General features: G+C 36.3%; 15 protein-coding genes and 1 other RNA gene. 11 read left to right on the forward strand and 5 right to left on the reverse strand.

Annotated elements, in window-relative coordinates; translation table 11 throughout:
- Positions 1–19: 19 nt before the first annotated feature.
- From H6F45_RS02710 to rsmH, 3 genes are all read left to right on the forward strand, one after another.
- Positions 20–1,885, forward strand: a complete 1,866-nt coding sequence (locus tag H6F45_RS02710) for an N-6 DNA methylase (RefSeq protein WP_242052546.1) — start codon at positions 20–22, stop codon at positions 1,883–1,885.
- Between the two features lie 119 nt (positions 1,886–2,004).
- On the forward strand, positions 2,005–2,235 hold the full coding sequence (locus H6F45_RS02715) for a hypothetical protein (RefSeq protein ID WP_190346395.1): 231 nt from the start codon (positions 2,005–2,007) through the stop codon (positions 2,233–2,235).
- Positions 2,236–2,306: 71 nt separating this feature from the next.
- Positions 2,307–3,218, forward strand: coding sequence for a 16S rRNA (cytosine(1402)-N(4))-methyltransferase RsmH (rsmH, locus tag H6F45_RS02720; RefSeq protein WP_137668894.1), 912 nt, complete (start codon positions 2,307–2,309; stop codon positions 3,216–3,218).
- Between the two features lie 130 nt (positions 3,219–3,348).
- Here the strand turns inward: rsmH and ssrS are convergent.
- The 3 genes from ssrS to H6F45_RS02735 all read right to left on the reverse strand — a co-directional run bounded on the left by ssrS (position 3,349) and on the right by H6F45_RS02735 (position 5,330).
- Positions 3,349–3,532, reverse strand: a non-coding RNA gene (ssrS, locus tag H6F45_RS02725) — 6S RNA.
- Between the two features lie 155 nt (positions 3,533–3,687).
- Positions 3,688–4,848, reverse strand: coding sequence for a 5-(carboxyamino)imidazole ribonucleotide synthase (locus H6F45_RS02730; RefSeq protein WP_190346396.1), 1,161 nt, complete (start codon positions 4,846–4,848; stop codon positions 3,688–3,690).
- Positions 4,839–5,330 carry a pentapeptide repeat-containing protein gene (locus H6F45_RS02735; RefSeq protein ID WP_190346463.1) on the reverse strand — a complete coding sequence of 164 codons (492 nt, stop codon included), beginning with the start codon at positions 5,328–5,330 and terminating at the stop codon, positions 4,839–4,841. The genes H6F45_RS02730 and H6F45_RS02735 overlap by 10 nt, the downstream gene beginning before the upstream one ends.
- A gap of 435 nt (positions 5,331–5,765) precedes the next feature.
- On the opposite strand from H6F45_RS02735, the gene H6F45_RS02740 reads away from it, so the two are divergent.
- Complete coding sequence (locus tag H6F45_RS02740; protein WP_187039902.1) at positions 5,766–6,089, forward strand: hypothetical protein; 324 nt, start codon at positions 5,766–5,768, stop codon at positions 6,087–6,089.
- Positions 6,090–6,300: 211 nt separating this feature from the next.
- Positions 6,301–6,720 (forward strand): DUF29 family protein, encoded by a 420-nt coding sequence (locus H6F45_RS02745; RefSeq protein ID WP_137667047.1) that lies wholly within the window; start codon positions 6,301–6,303, stop codon positions 6,718–6,720.
- A 221-nt stretch (positions 6,721–6,941) separates the two neighbouring features.
- Here H6F45_RS02745 and H6F45_RS02750 read toward each other — a convergent pair whose 3' ends face one another.
- Positions 6,942–8,849 carry a GTPase family protein gene (locus H6F45_RS02750; RefSeq protein ID WP_190346397.1) on the reverse strand — a complete coding sequence of 636 codons (1,908 nt, stop codon included), beginning with the start codon at positions 8,847–8,849 and terminating at the stop codon, positions 6,942–6,944.
- A 221-nt stretch (positions 8,850–9,070) separates the two neighbouring features.
- Between H6F45_RS02750 and H6F45_RS02755 the strand changes: the two genes are divergently transcribed.
- The 3 genes from H6F45_RS02755 (at position 9,071) to H6F45_RS02765 (ending at position 12,386) form a co-directional block, all read left to right on the forward strand.
- Entirely contained in the window at positions 9,071–10,399 is a 1,329-nt protein-coding gene (locus tag H6F45_RS02755; protein WP_190346398.1) for an ATP-binding protein, read from the forward strand.
- On the forward strand, positions 10,384–11,028 hold the full coding sequence (locus H6F45_RS02760; RefSeq protein WP_190346399.1) for an RloB family protein: 645 nt from the start codon (positions 10,384–10,386) through the stop codon (positions 11,026–11,028). Before H6F45_RS02755 ends, H6F45_RS02760 begins: the two co-directional genes overlap by 16 nt.
- A gap of 485 nt (positions 11,029–11,513) precedes the next feature.
- Positions 11,514–12,386 carry an SDR family NAD(P)-dependent oxidoreductase gene (locus tag H6F45_RS02765; protein ID WP_096565190.1) on the forward strand — a complete coding sequence of 291 codons (873 nt, stop codon included), beginning with the start codon at positions 11,514–11,516 and terminating at the stop codon, positions 12,384–12,386.
- Positions 12,387–12,754: 368 nt separating this feature from the next.
- Here the strand turns inward: H6F45_RS02765 and H6F45_RS02770 are convergent, their stop codons facing one another.
- Positions 12,755–13,333, reverse strand: coding sequence for a hypothetical protein (locus H6F45_RS02770; RefSeq protein WP_096565188.1), 579 nt, complete (start codon positions 13,331–13,333; stop codon positions 12,755–12,757).
- Between the two features lie 54 nt (positions 13,334–13,387).
- On the opposite strand from H6F45_RS02770, the gene H6F45_RS02775 reads away from it, so the two are divergent.
- The 3 genes from H6F45_RS02775 to H6F45_RS02785 all read left to right on the forward strand — a co-directional run bounded on the left by H6F45_RS02775 (position 13,388) and on the right by H6F45_RS02785 (position 17,017).
- Entirely contained in the window at positions 13,388–14,893 is a 1,506-nt protein-coding gene (locus H6F45_RS02775) for a glycosyl hydrolase family 57 (protein WP_096565186.1), read from the forward strand.
- Positions 14,894–15,108: 215 nt separating this feature from the next.
- Positions 15,109–16,167: a permease gene (locus H6F45_RS02780; RefSeq protein ID WP_137667050.1), complete on the forward strand. Its 1,059-nt coding sequence runs from the start codon at positions 15,109–15,111 to the stop codon at positions 16,165–16,167.
- 73 nt (positions 16,168–16,240) lie between these two features.
- Positions 16,241–17,017, forward strand: a complete 777-nt coding sequence (locus tag H6F45_RS02785) for a TIGR03943 family protein (protein WP_096565184.1) — start codon at positions 16,241–16,243, stop codon at positions 17,015–17,017.
- Positions 17,018–17,109 lie beyond the last annotated feature (92 nt).

The following is a 17,109-nucleotide window of genomic DNA, read 5'->3' on the forward strand; positions in this document are numbered from 1 at the left end:
AGAAGCAAGAGTTTTTGTTATGAATTATTTACAGGTTTATATTCAAGAAGTTAGTCAGGTTTATCAATCTCAAAATGCTACTGAGCATAGTTATCGTCCTGCTTTGAAGAAGTTAATTGAGTCTTTGGATTCGGGGATTCAAGCTATTAATGAACCTAAACGAATTGCTTGCGGTGCGCCTGATTTTGTGGTAAACAATGGCGTTTTGGAAGTTGGTCATATTGAGGCTAAGGATATTGGGGTTACGCTCAAGAAGGTGGAAAAAACTTCCCAAATGCTTCGTTATTTTGATGCTTTGGGTAATTTGATTTTAACTGATTATTTAGAATTTCGTTGGTATGTCCAAGGTGAGTTAAGGTTATCTGCTTCTTTGGGAAGTATTTATAAAAGAAAAACAATTAAAATTGATGATCATGGTATTAATGAAGTTGAGCAACTTTTCCGGCAGTTTCTATTAACTAAAGTTCCCCAAGTTACTACACCGAAGGATTTAGCTAAACGGATGGCTGGTTTAGCTCAATTAATTAGGGATGCAATTAAGACGGCGTTAAATGATGATGATCAGGGGGGTATGTTACGTCAACAGTTAGAATCTTTTGAACGGGTGTTAATTAAGGGTTTAACTGGTGAACAGTTTGCGGATATGTATGCTCAAACTATTTGTTATGGTTTGTTTGCAGCAAGATGTAATACTGGTAATGTGCAGACTTTTTCACGGGAAACGGCAGCTTTTAAGTTACCAAAAACTAATCCTTTTTTAAGAAGTATTTTTGGACAAATTGCAGGTCCTGATTTAGATGAGAGAATTACTTGGGCGGTAGATACTTTGGCGAATATTCTGCAACAAACTGATATGGCGGAAATTCTTAAAGATTTTGGTAAACCTACCCGGAAAGAAGATCCTGTTGTTCATTTTTATGAGACTTTTTTGGCGGAATATGATTCAAAAATGCGGGAGTCAAGGGGGGTTTATTACACTCCTGAACCTGTAGTTAATTATATCATTAAAAGTGTTGATTATGTTCTTCAACATAAGTTTAATATTAGTAAGGGTTTAGCTGATGCTAAAAAGATTAAAGTTCCTAATTTAAAAGGTGAGGGAGATATTGAAACTCATCAAGTTTTGATTCTCGATCCTGCTGTGGGTACGGGAACTTTTATGCATAGTATTATTGATTATATTTATGATAGTTTTAAGTCTCAAAAGGGGATGTGGTCTAGTTATGTGAGTCAGCATTTATTACCCCGTTTATTTGGGTTTGAATTATTGATGGCTCCTTATACTGTAGCTCACATGAAGTTGGGTTTACAGTTGCAAGAGTTGGGTTATGATTTTAGTTCTGATGAACGGTTAAGGATTTATTTAACTAATACTTTACAAGAAGCTTTTCAGATTCCTCCTGCTGATGGTTTTATGAATAGAATTAGAGATGAAGCTGAAGCAGCAAAGGATGTAAAACAAGATGTTCCAGTAATGGTAATTTTAGGCAATCCTCCTTATTCTTATGAATCTGTAAATACTGATCCTTGGATTGTAGGTTTAGTTAGGGATTATTATCAAGTAGACGGAAAACCTTTGGGAGAAAGAAACCCGAAAGGATTATTAGATGATTATGTAAAATTTATCCGTTTTGCTCAACATCGTGTTTCAGAAACGGGTTATGGTATTGTGGCTTTAATTACGAATCATGGTTATTTAGATAATCCCACTTTTCGAGGAATGCGTCAAAATTTGATGCAAACTTTTGATGAAGTTTATGTTTTAGATTTACATGGTAATAGTAAGAAAAAAGAAGTTGTTTATTCAGAAAATTTTTATAACTCAAGTTGGTGCGTTACGTTATCACTAACGCACCCTACTAACTATCATGTCGGAGACTATTAAGATTATGGAAGATGTTGATAAAATTATTGATAAATACGGTAGTTTTACGTTAGAATGAGATTGTCAATCAAAACAAATCTGCCTACGCGAAATAAAAACATCAAGGTGGGACATAATTTATGCAAGAATTAATGAAACAGCCTTCATCTTGGCTACCCAATGGAATAAACCTGAATCTTGCAGATCAATTTCGTCCTTTTTCTTTTACTGAAGAATTACAACTTCGTTTAGAAGAACTTTTAGAAAAGAATAAAGAAAATTTGCTCAATTCTGATGAAAAAGCAGAACTAGCTGGTTTATTAGAATTAGAAAGGATTTTTAGTTTTATTAACACTAAACTGGCTTCTTAGGAGAATTAAATTATCTGCGTTTAATTATTAATGATTTTACGTCAAATAATAATCATCACTTTAATAAATTAATGAATACATCAGATTTACAAACCCCCATAGATTTAGATGAATTTACATTTTCCCATATTCCTGTTTTAAGTCAGGAAGTAATTACAGGTTTAAATATTCAACCAGGTGGAAATTATTTAGATTTAACTGTCGGTGGTGGTGGCCACAGTCGGTTAATATTAGAAAGTGCTGAAAACACAAAAATTACCGCAGTTGATCAAGATTTGGATGCTTTAAAAGCTGCACAGGAGAATTTAGCAGAGTTTGGAAATAGGGTGAATTTTATTCATAGCAATTTTGCTAATTTTCAATTTCCTGCAAATACTTATGATGGCATTTTAGCAGATTTGGGTGTGAGTTCCTATCATTTGGATAACCCAGAAAGGGGTTTTAGTTTTAGAAATACTGCTAATTTAGATATGCGAATGAATCAAGAACAGTCTTTAACTGCTGCTGATATAATTAATGAATGGGATGAACAAGAATTAGCGGATATATTTTTTAAATATGGTGAAGAAAGACTTTCCCGGAAAATAGCGAAGAGAATTATCGAAAAGCGTCCTTTTCAAACTACCACAGAATTAGCGGAAGCAATTTTTTATTCCGTTCCTCCTAAATATCGACATGGAAGAATACACCCCGCAACTCGCGTTTTTCAATCTTTAAGAATTGCGGTTAATGATGAGTTAAAAGTATTGGAAACTTTGATAGAAAAAGCACCTCACGCGCTGGTTACTGGTGGTAAAATTGCGATTATCAGTTTTCACAGTTTAGAGGATAGAATAGTTAAACACGGTTTAAGAAACTCGGAGTTATTAAGAGTTTTAACTAAAAAACCGATTATTGCAACAGAAGAGGAAATAAAAAATAACCCGCGTTCTCGTTCTGCTAAGTTGAGAATAGCAGAAAGAAAAAACCCAGCAGGTGAGTAAAATAAAAATCTTGTGGTAAAAATCTTGTGGTACGGGCATCTTGCCCGTTATGATAATAATAAATAATAAGATCCCCGACTTCTTGAATAAGTTGGGGATCGGAAATGTTTTGAGTTTTTAAAAACTTTTGAAGTTCACCACAACGCCGTTTTACCTAAGTTTATGACCTGGGTAAACCAGGTGGGAACGGGTGTTGCTTGTTTAAAGTTTCCGAGTGCAAGCTCGGTTTACTGCCACAAGAACGAATTGGTTCCCTTTTCGTTAAAGACATAGATCAAAAAACTTGAGGGCAGTCACCAACGTCGTAGTGTAACTAATTCATTATAACTGTGAAAACCGATTTGTGTAGAGGGTAATGAAAAAATTTTTTAGTTGTCAGTTATGGGTGGTTATTTTACTCTATTCCCAGTCCCCAGTCCCCAGCGATGCACTGAGCTTGTCGAAGTGTCCCCAGTCCCTAGTCACCAATTTAAACAGGATACCAAATAGATTCTATCTTCTGAATGATGGACTCTATAGCATCTCGGTTTTGCTGTTCTAATAATACTGTGATATGTCCAAGTTTACGACCGGGACGAGATTCGGTTTTACTGTACCAGTGCAGGTAAGCATGGGGAATATTTGCTAATTCTTGTCTTTGCTGTACATAATCGCTGTATGATTTTTCATACCCTAGCAGGTTAACCATCACAGCACCAGCACAATGTAAACTTGTATCATTCAAAGATAACCCAGCAACTGCTCTCAGGTGTTGTTCAAACTGGGAAGTTGTACAAGCATCTATGGAAAAATGACCAGAGTTATGAGTTCTGGGTGCAATTTCGTTAATGAGTATTTTACCATCAGCGGTGATAAATAACTCAATGCCAAACACGCCGACTACATCTAAACTATTTAATATTGTATGAGCGATCGCATTAACTTCTGCTGCTTGTTCGGGAGTAATATCCGCTGGTGCGATAACTCGACGACAAACTTGTTGTTCTTGTTGGGTTTCCACCACTGGATACGTGACTATTTCCCCAGTCACAGAACGCGCTGCAATTATAGCTAATTCTTTGGTAAAAGGGACAAAAGCTTCTACTAAGAATTGTGTATTACTTGCATTCACTACTTTTGACAAAGTAGCCAAATCATGGATAATAAAAGTTCCCTGTCCATCATAACCATGTCGTCTGGCTTTGAGAACAACAGGAAACCCTAAATATTCTATTTTTGAAGCTATATTTGAAGCTATATTTTCAGAAATTTCTGATTTTTCGACAGCGAAAAAATGGGGAACTGGTAATTTTAAATCCTGAAAATAGCAACGTTGATGATATTTATCTAATAAAGGAGATAAAGCAGCTAACCTGGGACGGAAACAAACACCTTTCTTCTCTAACAAAGATAAAGCATCTAAGTTAACAAATTCATTTTCAAAGGTGATGACATCGCATTTTGTAGCTAAAATTTCCGTGGCTGCTGCATCATCAACTGCGGCAAAAATGGTATCCTTCGCAATAGATACAGCGGGATCATTTTTGCTAGGAGTTTGTACTATTAATTCTAATCCTAGTTTTTTGGAACTATCCCCCATCATCCAGGCCAGTTGTCCACCACCAATTATACCAATACGCTTTATCGACATCCTAACGACTCACGAGTTTTAACACCAGTTTGAGAATTGACACCACTAGCTTTTTGACATAGCTCTTTAATTTGCGCTCCATCTAAAATTGCATCACTAAAGTCTGCACCTTCGATGTTAACATCAGTAAAAACGGAACGCAGCAAAATAGCTTCTAACAAAACGGCATCACTTAAATCAGCCCCATTTAATTTTACTTCATTAACCATCGCATTGGTTAAATCTGCTCCATGTAAATTTGCTTGTGTCATCACGGAAGCACTCAAAACCGCTCCCCGCAAGTCAGCACCAGTAAAATTAGCCATTTCTAAGTTAGCGTTAGAAAACTCCGCAGCTTGTAAATTTTGTCCTGAAAAGTCATGTCTTCCCAACTCTGCATTACTAAATGATAGGGGATGAGTCCAGTCCACCGCTATGGCTGGAAATGCTACACACCAGATCATAACCGCTAAAAGCAATGGTAAACCTTTTCGCAAATACATCATTTCTTAACTTCTTAACTAATTGTAATGTTTCATGTGTTTCAGTTTACCTCATTATCTTGAGAAGGATATAGGTTTTGCTTAATATTTTTTAATGTGATTTTCTTGTCTTCTGGGAAAGAGTCTTTAAATTCTCTCGAAAGTTTGATAAATCAATTCTTCCTGAAGAAGTTAGCTAATACTCATCTTTTAATTTACATTTATTGATATTCATTAATTCAAGTAAAGTTTATTATCTTTTGTTGCCAACCATCTCTATTCCCTGCTAGTCTTTTGACTAAGAGCAGCAACATTAATTGCTGCACTCAAATTTTCGATTAATTTAACTATTATGGCATTAAGGTTAATTCTATAGCTATCTGTTAGCTGGTTAGGAATCTCTGTTCAATCTATATTCATTGACGACTCAAACTGAAAAATGGAATTTGTATGTTCATGATCAATCATTATTCTATCGAATGGATCGAAGCTTGGTGTATGGAAAACGGCTGGACAGATTTATTTATGGAACGTCGTGGTAATTATTGGGCGTTTCCTCCTGGGGGAGTCATGCCAGAACCAATTCCGGTTCATGTTTTAAGATTAATTAAAGAAGAAAATGGTTTAACAAATGATGAGTTATTTTGGTCAATAACGGCTGTAGTTATTACCATTTTATCTGTGATTTATACCTTTGTTTTTAAGTGTCCCATGCCTTTGGTTTTTGCTTTTGCTTTTAATGCAGTGACGGTGGCACAGCTTGAGCCAGAATATGATTAGATTATTAATTTTTTTTGCAAGTATTATTCTCGTTTCTTCTCGTTACCATACTCTGTATGGGAATGAATTTTAGAAGGCTCTGCCTTTTGCTAAATTAGAGTCAGAGACTCTAGGATGGCATTCCCAGTCAGAGACTGGGAACGAGATAACGAGATATAATAGAGCAGTTATTAATTTTATTAGCAATTTATTAGTAATGTCACAGTGATTTATGGAAGAATTATTAGAACTCAGAGAATTAGTTATTACAGGCAACTTAGAAGCTGCCCTAAATTTAATAGATGAATTAGAGGAAATGAGCAAAGAAGATAAAATTAATAAGATTTATAGTTATTGTGTCATTTTGTTAGTTCACTTAATTAAACAACATTCAGAAAAACGCACAACTAATTCCTGGGATGTTTCTATTCGTAATGCGACGGATGCAATTATTAGAGTTAACAAACGTCGCAAAGCTGGAGGTTATTATTTGCATAAAGAAGAACTAGAGGAGATTTTGTTACAAGCTTATGATCGAGCTTTAGATAATGCTGCTTTAGAAGCTTTTGGGGGAATTTATGATGGATTAACTTTACAAAAAATGATAGATCAAGAATTGATTATCAAGCAAGCTTTAGATTTTATATTTTAATTCTTTTCTCGTTTTCTCGTTACCATACTCTGTATGGGAATGAATTTTAGAAGGCTCTGCCTTTTGTTAAATTAGAGTCAGAGACTCTAGGATGGCATTCCCAGTCAGAGACTGGGAACGAGATAACGAGATAAAACTTAATTCTGACACCTGTACGGGCGAAGCATTCGGGCGACCAATTATCAATTTTATGAAAAGGCTATTTTCCGAATGCTTCGCCCCTACGACTCTTGACTCCTGATGTAATAATTAAATCTTTCTTGCATTTCTTCAATGGTTAAATTCTGAGTCCAATATTCTATTAAAGCATGACCAAATGCCCAAGCATTACTATCTGGTGTCCCAGAATTTTCTAATAACAAAGGCCAAAGAGATAATAAATCAAAGTTGCGTGATTTTTCCCTATCTGTATTTAATAGGGGAAACAGTTCATAGGCGATTTGCAATTTACCAATAACTATCGGTAATTGTTCAACGGGTATTTTTTCTGCTAACAGATAAGCAAGGGTTGGTGAACCTGTTGATAAGGTAGAAATAAATTGCAAAACTGGACTTTTTAGCAGTGCGGTAAGTCCTTGGGTTGTTGCCATTTGAAAGGTGTAATTATCAATGATCTTCGCAGATTCGGTAATGCGGGTTTCTAAGTTGCGTAAAAAGCGGGTGAGGCGTAATTGTTTAGCAGGATCTATTTCTGATAATAATCCTAACGATAATTCGTCTATATTCCAAGCATTGCGCCCTGTTTTTACATCAATGGTAACAATTGGGAAAACCAAATTAGAGAATCTTCCTAACAGTTCATTTCTATATTCTGTCGCTTCTCTGATGGAAATCTCTTTTGGTTTATTTCCCGTTTGCCAATTATATGGAGGTTGCCATTCACGGATAGGACGTAATTTATCTACTTGGGTGACAATGGTAATGATGGGTACATCTGCGACTTCTTTTTTAATGTCTTGGAGAAAGTCTACATCCATTTGTAAAGCGGGATCAAGTGCCGGAGTTACTAATAATAATAAATCGGCTTTTGTGGCATAATCAATGACTACATCCCGCAAATCATCGCGTTTTACTTGTTCATAACCAGGAGTATCACAAAGATTGAGAATTTCTCCGGTTTCTGTTTGCCAATGATAGGTTTTAATTTCATCGGTGCTGGGTAAAACGTCAACTGCTGCTAGTTCACTTTGAAAAAGTGTATTGATTAAACTGCTTTTACCTGCACCATTTCTACCGACAATAAGAATGTTAACTGGCTTTTGTTCTACTTTTTCTGGTGGTTCTGCTTGGGTGAGAATATCGCGCAGGGTTTGGGTTTTAGGTTGGGGTAGGGTGGGGGTAGGTAATTCAATTTTAGTTCCTGCATAAAGGGATATTGCTTGTTTGCATAAGTTCCGCAAAGCTGCTTCTCTTAATACTTGATTTAGGTTAATTAATAATTCTTGAGAAGCGCGATTACCAATACCTTCACTGGCTTTTTTGGCTACCGCAGCCACAGGATTTAAAAACCATTTAGCGAAATTCCAAGCTTTTAAAAATTTGCGTGCAGATGGTTCTAATTTACGGTAAACTTCATAAGCTTGATAAGTTTGTCCGACGGTAACTTGATTAAGAACAGGGGATAATTTTTGCATCCATTTATCCATGTCATCCACAGTACCACGAATAAGTCCATAGACTTGGGGAATGTAAATGTTAAGCAGGGGATATTTAATTTCTGGGTTATAAATTTGAGCGATCGCAATTACTAAATTTTGACATCTTTGCCAGAAAGTTTGCAAATCTTCCCAAATTGGACGATCATTTTGAGCATCATTGAGGACTTTTTGCAATGCAATTTCTATTTGTTGGGTTTTGTCTTTTCCAGTGGATACATCTATATTATTATCGCTGCTAGATTCTAATTCTTTTCTGACTTCAGCAAAAACATTTTCAATTTGGTTAACTGCTGGTTTTGTCCATTTTACTAATAACCATCTCCAGCCTACAAATACAAGGGTAAATATACCCCAAATCCAATTTATTCCCCAAGCGTGAATTTGCATTCCTGCGGATACAAGGAGGAAGGTAATAATGATTGCTATTGGTGAGACTAGGATAATCCATTGCCAGGGTTTTAAACGTACCATATTTTGATACCTGTGTTTGTCGTGTTTTGTATATTTCTATTTTGAAGCTAATACTTGTGTAATAGTTAGTTGTGTGTAACAAAGTGTAATTATTTGGTGGTAATAGTCCGCAGTAGGTGTAAGTTAAGATAACAAGTTGTGCTGAAAGTGGAGATTTTTTAGGAATTACGATAGGATTTATGTGAAGAAATCACAAAAAATTGCGTCTTGTGGCTTAAATTATGCTTTTAGATTTTACAGTAGAAAACTACCGTTCAATTAAAGAACCTGTTACCCTAAGTGCGATCGCTCAAAAACCCAGTCGTCGTAAAACCAGCGAAAGCAGCAAACGCAAAGGGATAAAATCAGATCATGAAATTGCACCTGGGTATTATGTGGAAGGTTGGGATATTGAAGTTTTACCTGTTCTGGCAATTTTTGGCGCTAACGCATCCGGTAAAAGTAATGTGATTCAAGCTTTGGATTATTTATTAATGATGATGTCTCCTGGTATACACGAGATAAAAGCTATGGGAGTACACAAATTGATTAAATATGCAAAACTAGATCCTTTTAAATTAGATAGTATATATGCTCAAAAATCTACAAAATTTGAATTAAGAACCTTATTTGATGATAATATTTATACTTATTCATTAGAAATTAATCAACATCGTGTAATTTCAGAAAAACTAGATTACTCATTGCATACAACTAAGCGAACTCGTCGTTTATTTTATCGTCAATGGGATGAGAACAGCAAAAAATTTATATGGAAAATAGGTAGTGATTTTTCTGGACCACATAATCAACTTCAAAGCAGTATTAAAGAAACAGAACTATTTATTAGTATATTAATACAATTGGAAATTAATATTGTAAAAAAACTATTTAACTGGATAAAAACGAGAAATCCTGGTGTAAATTTAGGTATTGAAAAATTAGATTTAACTACAATGAATTATGTAATACAGCAAATGAAGGCTTCTACGTCTAATATAGTCCTTAAAGAGTGCTTGAAGATTATACAACAGTTTGATACTGGACTTTCCAGAATTGAATTAAGAAAGAAATTTGAAGAAGATTTTGAATACAATATATATGCCGTACATACAACACATGAAGGCGATGAAATTGAGTGGCTTTTAGATGAAGAATCTTTGGGTACACAACGCCTTTTATACTGGGCATTCCAGATAGTAATAACTTTGAACAATGTTGGTAGATTAATAATTGTTGATGAATTAGGTACAAATATTCACCCAAACATTGTAAAATATATTATCAAGATGTTTCAAAATCCCAAAACAAATCCTAAAAATGCCCAACTAATTTTCACCAGTCATGATAATACATTACAAAGAAATAACTTACTCAGACGGGATCAAATATGGTTTACCCAAAAACGCCCAGATCATAGTACAGAATTATATCCTTTAACTGATTTCCATGTCAGAAATGACTTAGCAATAGATAAAGCTTATTTAGATGGACGCTTTGGAGCAGTTCCATTTTTACCATCGGATGAAACAATGATATTACAGGGTGATGAGGAATGTCCAGAAAGTTAGAACGTCGTCAACCAAGCAGAAAAATTACTCAAAAAATCCTCATCGCTTGTGAAGGAAGTAAAACAGAACCGATTTATTTTAATAGTATTCGCAATGATTTGCGTTCACCAACGTTAGAAATTATTGTATTACCTCCTCAAAAGAAAACAGACCCAGGTAATATCATTGAAAGACTAATTGAAGAAAGACAACAGATGAAAAATGAAAAAAGATGGACTACAAATGATACTGCTTGGGCTGTTTTTGATGGAGATGAACATATTGAAAGAAGCAAGGATAATTGGCAAAAAGCTATTAATAGAGCTAATAGTCAAAAAATTAATTTAGCAATTACAAATCCTTGTTTTGAGCTTTGGTATTTAATTCATTTTCAAGATCATTTATCACAAATAAATCGAGATAAATTACTAAACTTACTCAATAAACATATCCCAGAATATGATAAATCAATGTCTCTCTATCCCAAACCATTAAAACTATTAACGGAAACAGCTATTCAACGTGCTGAAAAAATAGCCAAGCAAATAGAACGCGAAGAATTATATAAATATTCCAATCCCTGTTGTAGCGAGTTACCTAAATTAATTAGTAGTTTATTAGGTTTAAAAGATAGCAGTAGTCAGTCCTAACTATAATATTATACACAAATAATCTTATATCATCCTCGGTTATCCGCATTTATCCGCGTTTAATTCACTTTAAAATCCTACTCCATCCAAATATCAAAGAATCAACACAGGGATCAGTCAGTATTAATAAAACCTTATCTCTCTAAAATACCGCATATATAATATAACCTTGTGAAGAATTGTTAAGAAATTCTTATTAAAAAATATTGCAATCCCTTGATTTAGTTGCTAGTGTGTGTAGTGGCAACATACTGGTAAAAGCTCGGATCTAAAGAGAGGTAAAACCGATGCGCTGTATCCACTCTGCCAATGAACTTCAGTTTTGAGAAAACCATCGTCAAAACGAGAAATTTCTACCTTGTCAGCAAAAGAGGGGTATTGCAGATGAGTAACAGAAAAATCTCGTGTGAATAGAATTACCATTCATCGTCTTACCCAGAGATAGGAAAAGAAAGGGAAGGCGGAAAATTTGGAGGTAAAAACCGATGAATATTCAAGGTAAAGTTGCTCTAATTACGGGGGCCTCTCGTGGCATTGGAAGAGCGATCGCATTAGAATTAGCCCAGCAAGGAGTAAAGCGGTTAATCTTGGTAGCACGCGATCGCCAAAAATTAGCCGAAGTCGCCCAAGAAATCGAGAAATTGGGAACCGAAACCACAATCATTCCTTTAGACTTAACCCAACCAGTCAGCGTGAATATTGCGATCGCCCAAATTTGGAAAAATCACGGACCGATACACCTGTTAGTTAACTGTGCCGGGATCGCATACCAAAACTCATTTCTGCAAACAAAACTTCCCCAAGTGCAAGAAGAACTTTCCGTCAACCTATTGGGAATGTACACCCTCACAAGTTTGATAGCGCGACGCATGGCCAGCCAAAAAGAGGGAACAATTGTTAACGTTTCCAGTCTCATGGGTAAAGTAGCAGCACCAACAATGGCCACCTATTCCGCCACCAAATTTGCCATTTTAGGATTTACCCAAGCGTTGAGACGGGAACTAGCAGAACACAACATCCGCGTTGTGGCCTTACTTCCCACCCTCACAGACACAGACATGGTGCGCGACTTAAAACTATTTCGCGGTGTTACCCCCATGACACCCCAACAAGTAGCCCAAACCCTGATCATCGGACTGCAAAAAGACAGATCAGAAATATTAGTTGGATGGCAATCTCATTTAGCAGTTTGGTGTCAAAACCTAGCCCCTTGGTTACTAGAAATAGTATTACAACTAACAGCACCAAACAAACAACCTCAAACCAACATCATCAAGAATTTCATCACAAAAATTCAACACTTTAGCAATTCGTTGTTTTCTAGAAATCGTCTAGCTTTTGGAACTGCCCGCAAGTAATTGTCAATAACTCCATCCCCCTTAATACCACCTCTCTGAAACACAACGCCTTAACTTTACAGCAGTTTTCATGTATTTAAACCACACTCTAAATTAATTTCTTTCTGACTTTGAGCCTTTGCTCCTTTGTGCCTTTGCGCGAAACCTGAATCAAGATGTGGTTCATTTACCTGAAAATAGCTGTAATTACTTAAAAAATTTCTACTTTGCGAACTTTGCGAACTTTGCGGTTTATTTCATAAATTAGTAATTTAGTAATTACGCAAAATTATGAAACAAAGAACCACAAAGGACACAAAGCACACAAAGGCAAGAGAGCTTCAGAAATAGAAAAAAGCTCCCCTTTTTCAGGGGGGTTGGGGGGATATTCAATTAATTTTCCTTTTCAGGTAAAACCGAAAATAGCCAAACCAATAAAATACATTAACCGCAACCAACAAACCCGCACCCCAATAAGTGTGAACACCAGGAAATAAATAAATTGTTGCCCCCAAAACCAACAAAATTTCTACAAAAGCAGCAATGCGCCCATAATGCTTAACATCCCAATAAGACACCGGACTAATAAAACGATAATTACTAAAAGGAAAAAAGTGACGATGTGCATCATTATTATGAACAGGAAAATCTAACAAAGAGTGCAACACCATACTAATAAAACCAACCTCAATTATTTGCCAATTTCCAAAATGGGCAATTAAAACACCCAGCAAAGCTAGAGGAATAGAATGAAACGTACTCACAATAAATTGCCAAAAAGGTTGATAATAAACCTCAGACCAAATCTGCCGTTCTGGTAAACGGTAAACAAACTTCATCAAAAAATAGAACACAAATATGGGAATATCAGGAAGGATTGCACCGATGATAATAGCTGGACTTGCCTGAGTGCGTAATTGTTGATGAAAAATCACCAGATTTATAATTGCATGGCTTGGGGTATTCATTGTTAAATATCAGTGCAAAATTGACAGTTATACCTGATTTTGGAAAAAACGAAAATGTTGAAATTACCATCTAATCTATCAAATTTACCCGAAATCATTGATAATTTACCAAATATATCAGGTTGGGAAAAAGAAGTTATATCTGTAGTCAACCATAATCAACCTGTATTTTTACCAACAACAAATATCAAATTAGCAGATGTAAAAGCGGTATTTGCGATCGCTCTCCATATGCACCAACCCACTATACCAGCAGGATATAATGGTTCACTGATCAGCAACCTACAATATATGTTTGAACACCAAAACGAAGGAGACAACCACAACGCAGGACCATTCGCTTATTGTTATAGTCGCATGGGAGAATTTATTCCTGAATTAGTCCATCAAGGTTGTAATCCCCGTGTCATGTTGGATTATTCTGGTAATCTATTATGGGGACTGCAACAAATGGGAAGAAGTGATATTTTAGAAAATCTCAAACGTATCACTTGCGATCCTACCTATCAGCCTTATGTAGAATGGTTGGGAACAATGTGGAGTCATGCAGTCATTCCTTCCACACCCATAGCTGATCTTAAACTACACATTATTGCTTGGCAACATCATTTTGCAGCAATTTTCGGATGGGAAGCACTAGCAAGAATTAAAGGATTTTCACCCCCAGAAATGCACCTCCCAAACCATCCAGATACCCTATTTGCATTTATCAAAGCCCTCAAAGAATGTGGTTATCGTTGGTTATTGGTGCAAGAACATACAGTAGAAACAATTAACGGTGAACCTTTGAATTATAAACATTTACCACATCAATTAATTGCCCGTAATTCCCAAGGAGAAACAATAAGTATTACCGCATTAATTAAAACCCAAGGTTCAGATACTAAATTAGTTGCCCAAATGCAGCCATACTATGAAGCGAAAACTTTAAATAAACAACAATTAGGAGATGTTTTAATACCGCCAATCGTTACTCAAATCGGTGATGGTGAAAACGGTGGTGTAATGATGAATGAATTTCCTGGCGGTTTTAAACAAGCTTGGTGGGATATGTTAGAAAATGGGGGAGGTAAAAGTGGCGTTGTCGGTGTTTGTGGTACAGAATATTTAGAATTACTAGAAGTTGCTGGTTGTCAACCAGAAGATTTTCCCCAATGTCAACCCATCGGACAACATCAAATTTGGCAGCGAATAGCTATAGATAATTATCAACCGGATGCTGTGGAAAATGCTATTCAAGCAATCAAGAAAACTAACCCTAATTTCCATGTTGACGGCGCATCATGGACGAATCATATTAGTTGGGTGCAAGGATACGAAAATGTGTTATCTCCCATGTATGAATTAAGTAATTTATTTCATCAAAAATTTGATCACCTGTTGTCAAATACATCAGATAAACCTGTAACTAGAGAAACCCACTACCGCCAAGTTTTATTACATAACCTCTTGTTACAAACAAGCTGTTTTCGTTATTGGGGACAAGGAGCGTGGACAGATTATGCAAAGGAAATTTACCAACGTGGTCAAAATTTACTTGAATATCCCCCTAATAAGTAATCAGACAAAATTAAATTCACTCGTTTTATGGTGATCTGAGGTAGCAGTGTAAAATGTAAAGTTAGGTTATCGTTTAAAAAGCTGACTGCTAAAGACAGATGGCTAAATACTGACAACGTTGCATTTGATCCCCGATTGATCCCCGTTTCTTCCTGATTTAGATAAAATGACTAGGCATAACTCCAAAATTCCCAACCGCTGTTGACTGCGACATGATGATCAATCAACTGAACAATGGTTTCACCCTATTTCTGAGTCTGCTAGTCGAGGCCATGCCTTTTTTGCTGCTAGGGGTGTTATTTTCCAGTTTGCTGTTATTTTTTATTGATGAGCGCAAATTGGTAAATATAATGCCCACAAATCCCCTGCTGGGAGCTTTGTTTGGCAGTATGATCGGCTTTTTATTTCCAGTGTGTGAGTGCGGTAACGTGCCAGTGGCACGGCGATTATTAATGCAAGGAGTACCCACACCAGTAGCCATAGGCTTTTTACTAGCAGCACCGACAATTAACCCAATTGTGATTTGGGCAACTTGGACAGCATTTAGAGATCAACCAGAAATAGTAGTGTTAAGAGTCGTATTGTCCTTAGCGATCGCTACAATTATCGGTTTTGTTTTCAGCTTCCAAAAAGATTTAAGTCCTTTCTTGCAACCGGCGATCGCACGTTATCTGAAATTTAATCCCCCCACTCAAGCCGAACCTAAAACCAAGAGAAAACGTTATCAGTTACAAGAAGAACCATCGGTTAGTCCCCTGTTACAATCAGGAACTTATATTCTTGGTGGCAAAGCAGGTATATCTACAAAGCTGGGTGGAAATTTAAACCAGGCAAATATCACAACTTCTACCCCAAATAAACTTTTTGCAGATAAACTCCGTCTAGTATTGGATAATATAGTTCAAGAATTACGGGAATTAGGCGGAGTGATGGTAGTAGGAAGTGCAATAGCAGCCGCAATTCAAGTATTAGCCCCCCGTGAACTCATCCTCAGTCTAGGTGCAGGTCCAATTACCTCAATTCTTGCTATGTTGGTACTAGCCGCAGTAGTATCAATTTGTTCCACAGTCGATTCTTTCTTCGCCCTATCTTTCGCCTCAACCTTTACCACTGGTTCTTTGTTAGCTTTTCTAGTATTTGGACCAATGATTGATATCAAAGGTGTCGGATTGATGTTATCAATTTTCAAACCTAAAGCTCTATTTTATCTATTTGCTTTATCCGGACAATTAACACTTTTATTTACCTTAATTTTGAATTTGCACGTCATGTAAGCCAGTCATGTAATTTTTGTAAATTCTCCGTTATCTATGACAAATTACAACTAACATAATGACTCAATAAATAATGACTACAATCCCAAATCCCAAATCCAAAATCCAAAATCAGTTACTCCCTTGGCTAGATGTGTTAGCGATTACAGCTTGGGGAATTTTAATGCTGAAATACTGGTTCACAGGCGAACTAAATTTATTGATTCACCCAGATTTCTTTTGGTTAGTCATTTTGGGTGCTATGGGGTTACTAATCATTGGTTTTTTCAAGGGACTACAACTTTGGAAACAACGTCGGCGGTATGAAGTACCCAATAACCAGCAGCATATAAATCTATTTCCCCCTGGTTGGAGTAGTGGGTTGCTGTTAACCACAGCAGTTTTAGGATTTATCATTACCCCCCAAGTATTTAGCTCTCAAACAGCACTAGAGCGCGGTATAACTGAACTATTGGGAGCAACACGCGCCCAACCCCAAGCTTTTCGTGCCTCCATCCGTCCAGAAGAGCGAACCCTGATCGACTGGGTACGCACACTTAACGTTTATCCAGAACCGGACGCTTATACAGGGCAAAAAGTCAAAGTCCAGGGATTTGTGATTCATCCCCCAGAATTAGATCAAAATCATTTGATATTAGCCAGATTTGTGATTACTTGTTGTGCTGCCGATGCCTATCCCGCGGGATTACCAGTTCAACTTCCAGAAAACCGCGATAAATACCCACCAGATACTTGGCTAGAAATTGAAGGACAGATGATCACAGAAAACATAGCCAATAAACGCCGATTAACTATTAAAGCTACTTCCCTCAAGGAAATTCCCCAACCCAAAAATCCATATAGTTATTAGGGAATAGGTGATTGGTGATTGGTGATTGGGGACTGGGAAAGAAAATTTTAGATTTTAGATTTTAGATTTTAGATTTTAGATTGGAGATGACA

This window comes from Sphaerospermopsis sp. FACHB-1194 (assembly GCF_014696235.1).
Taxonomy (GTDB): Bacteria; Cyanobacteriota; Cyanobacteriia; order Cyanobacteriales; family Nostocaceae; genus Sphaerospermopsis; species Sphaerospermopsis kisseleviana.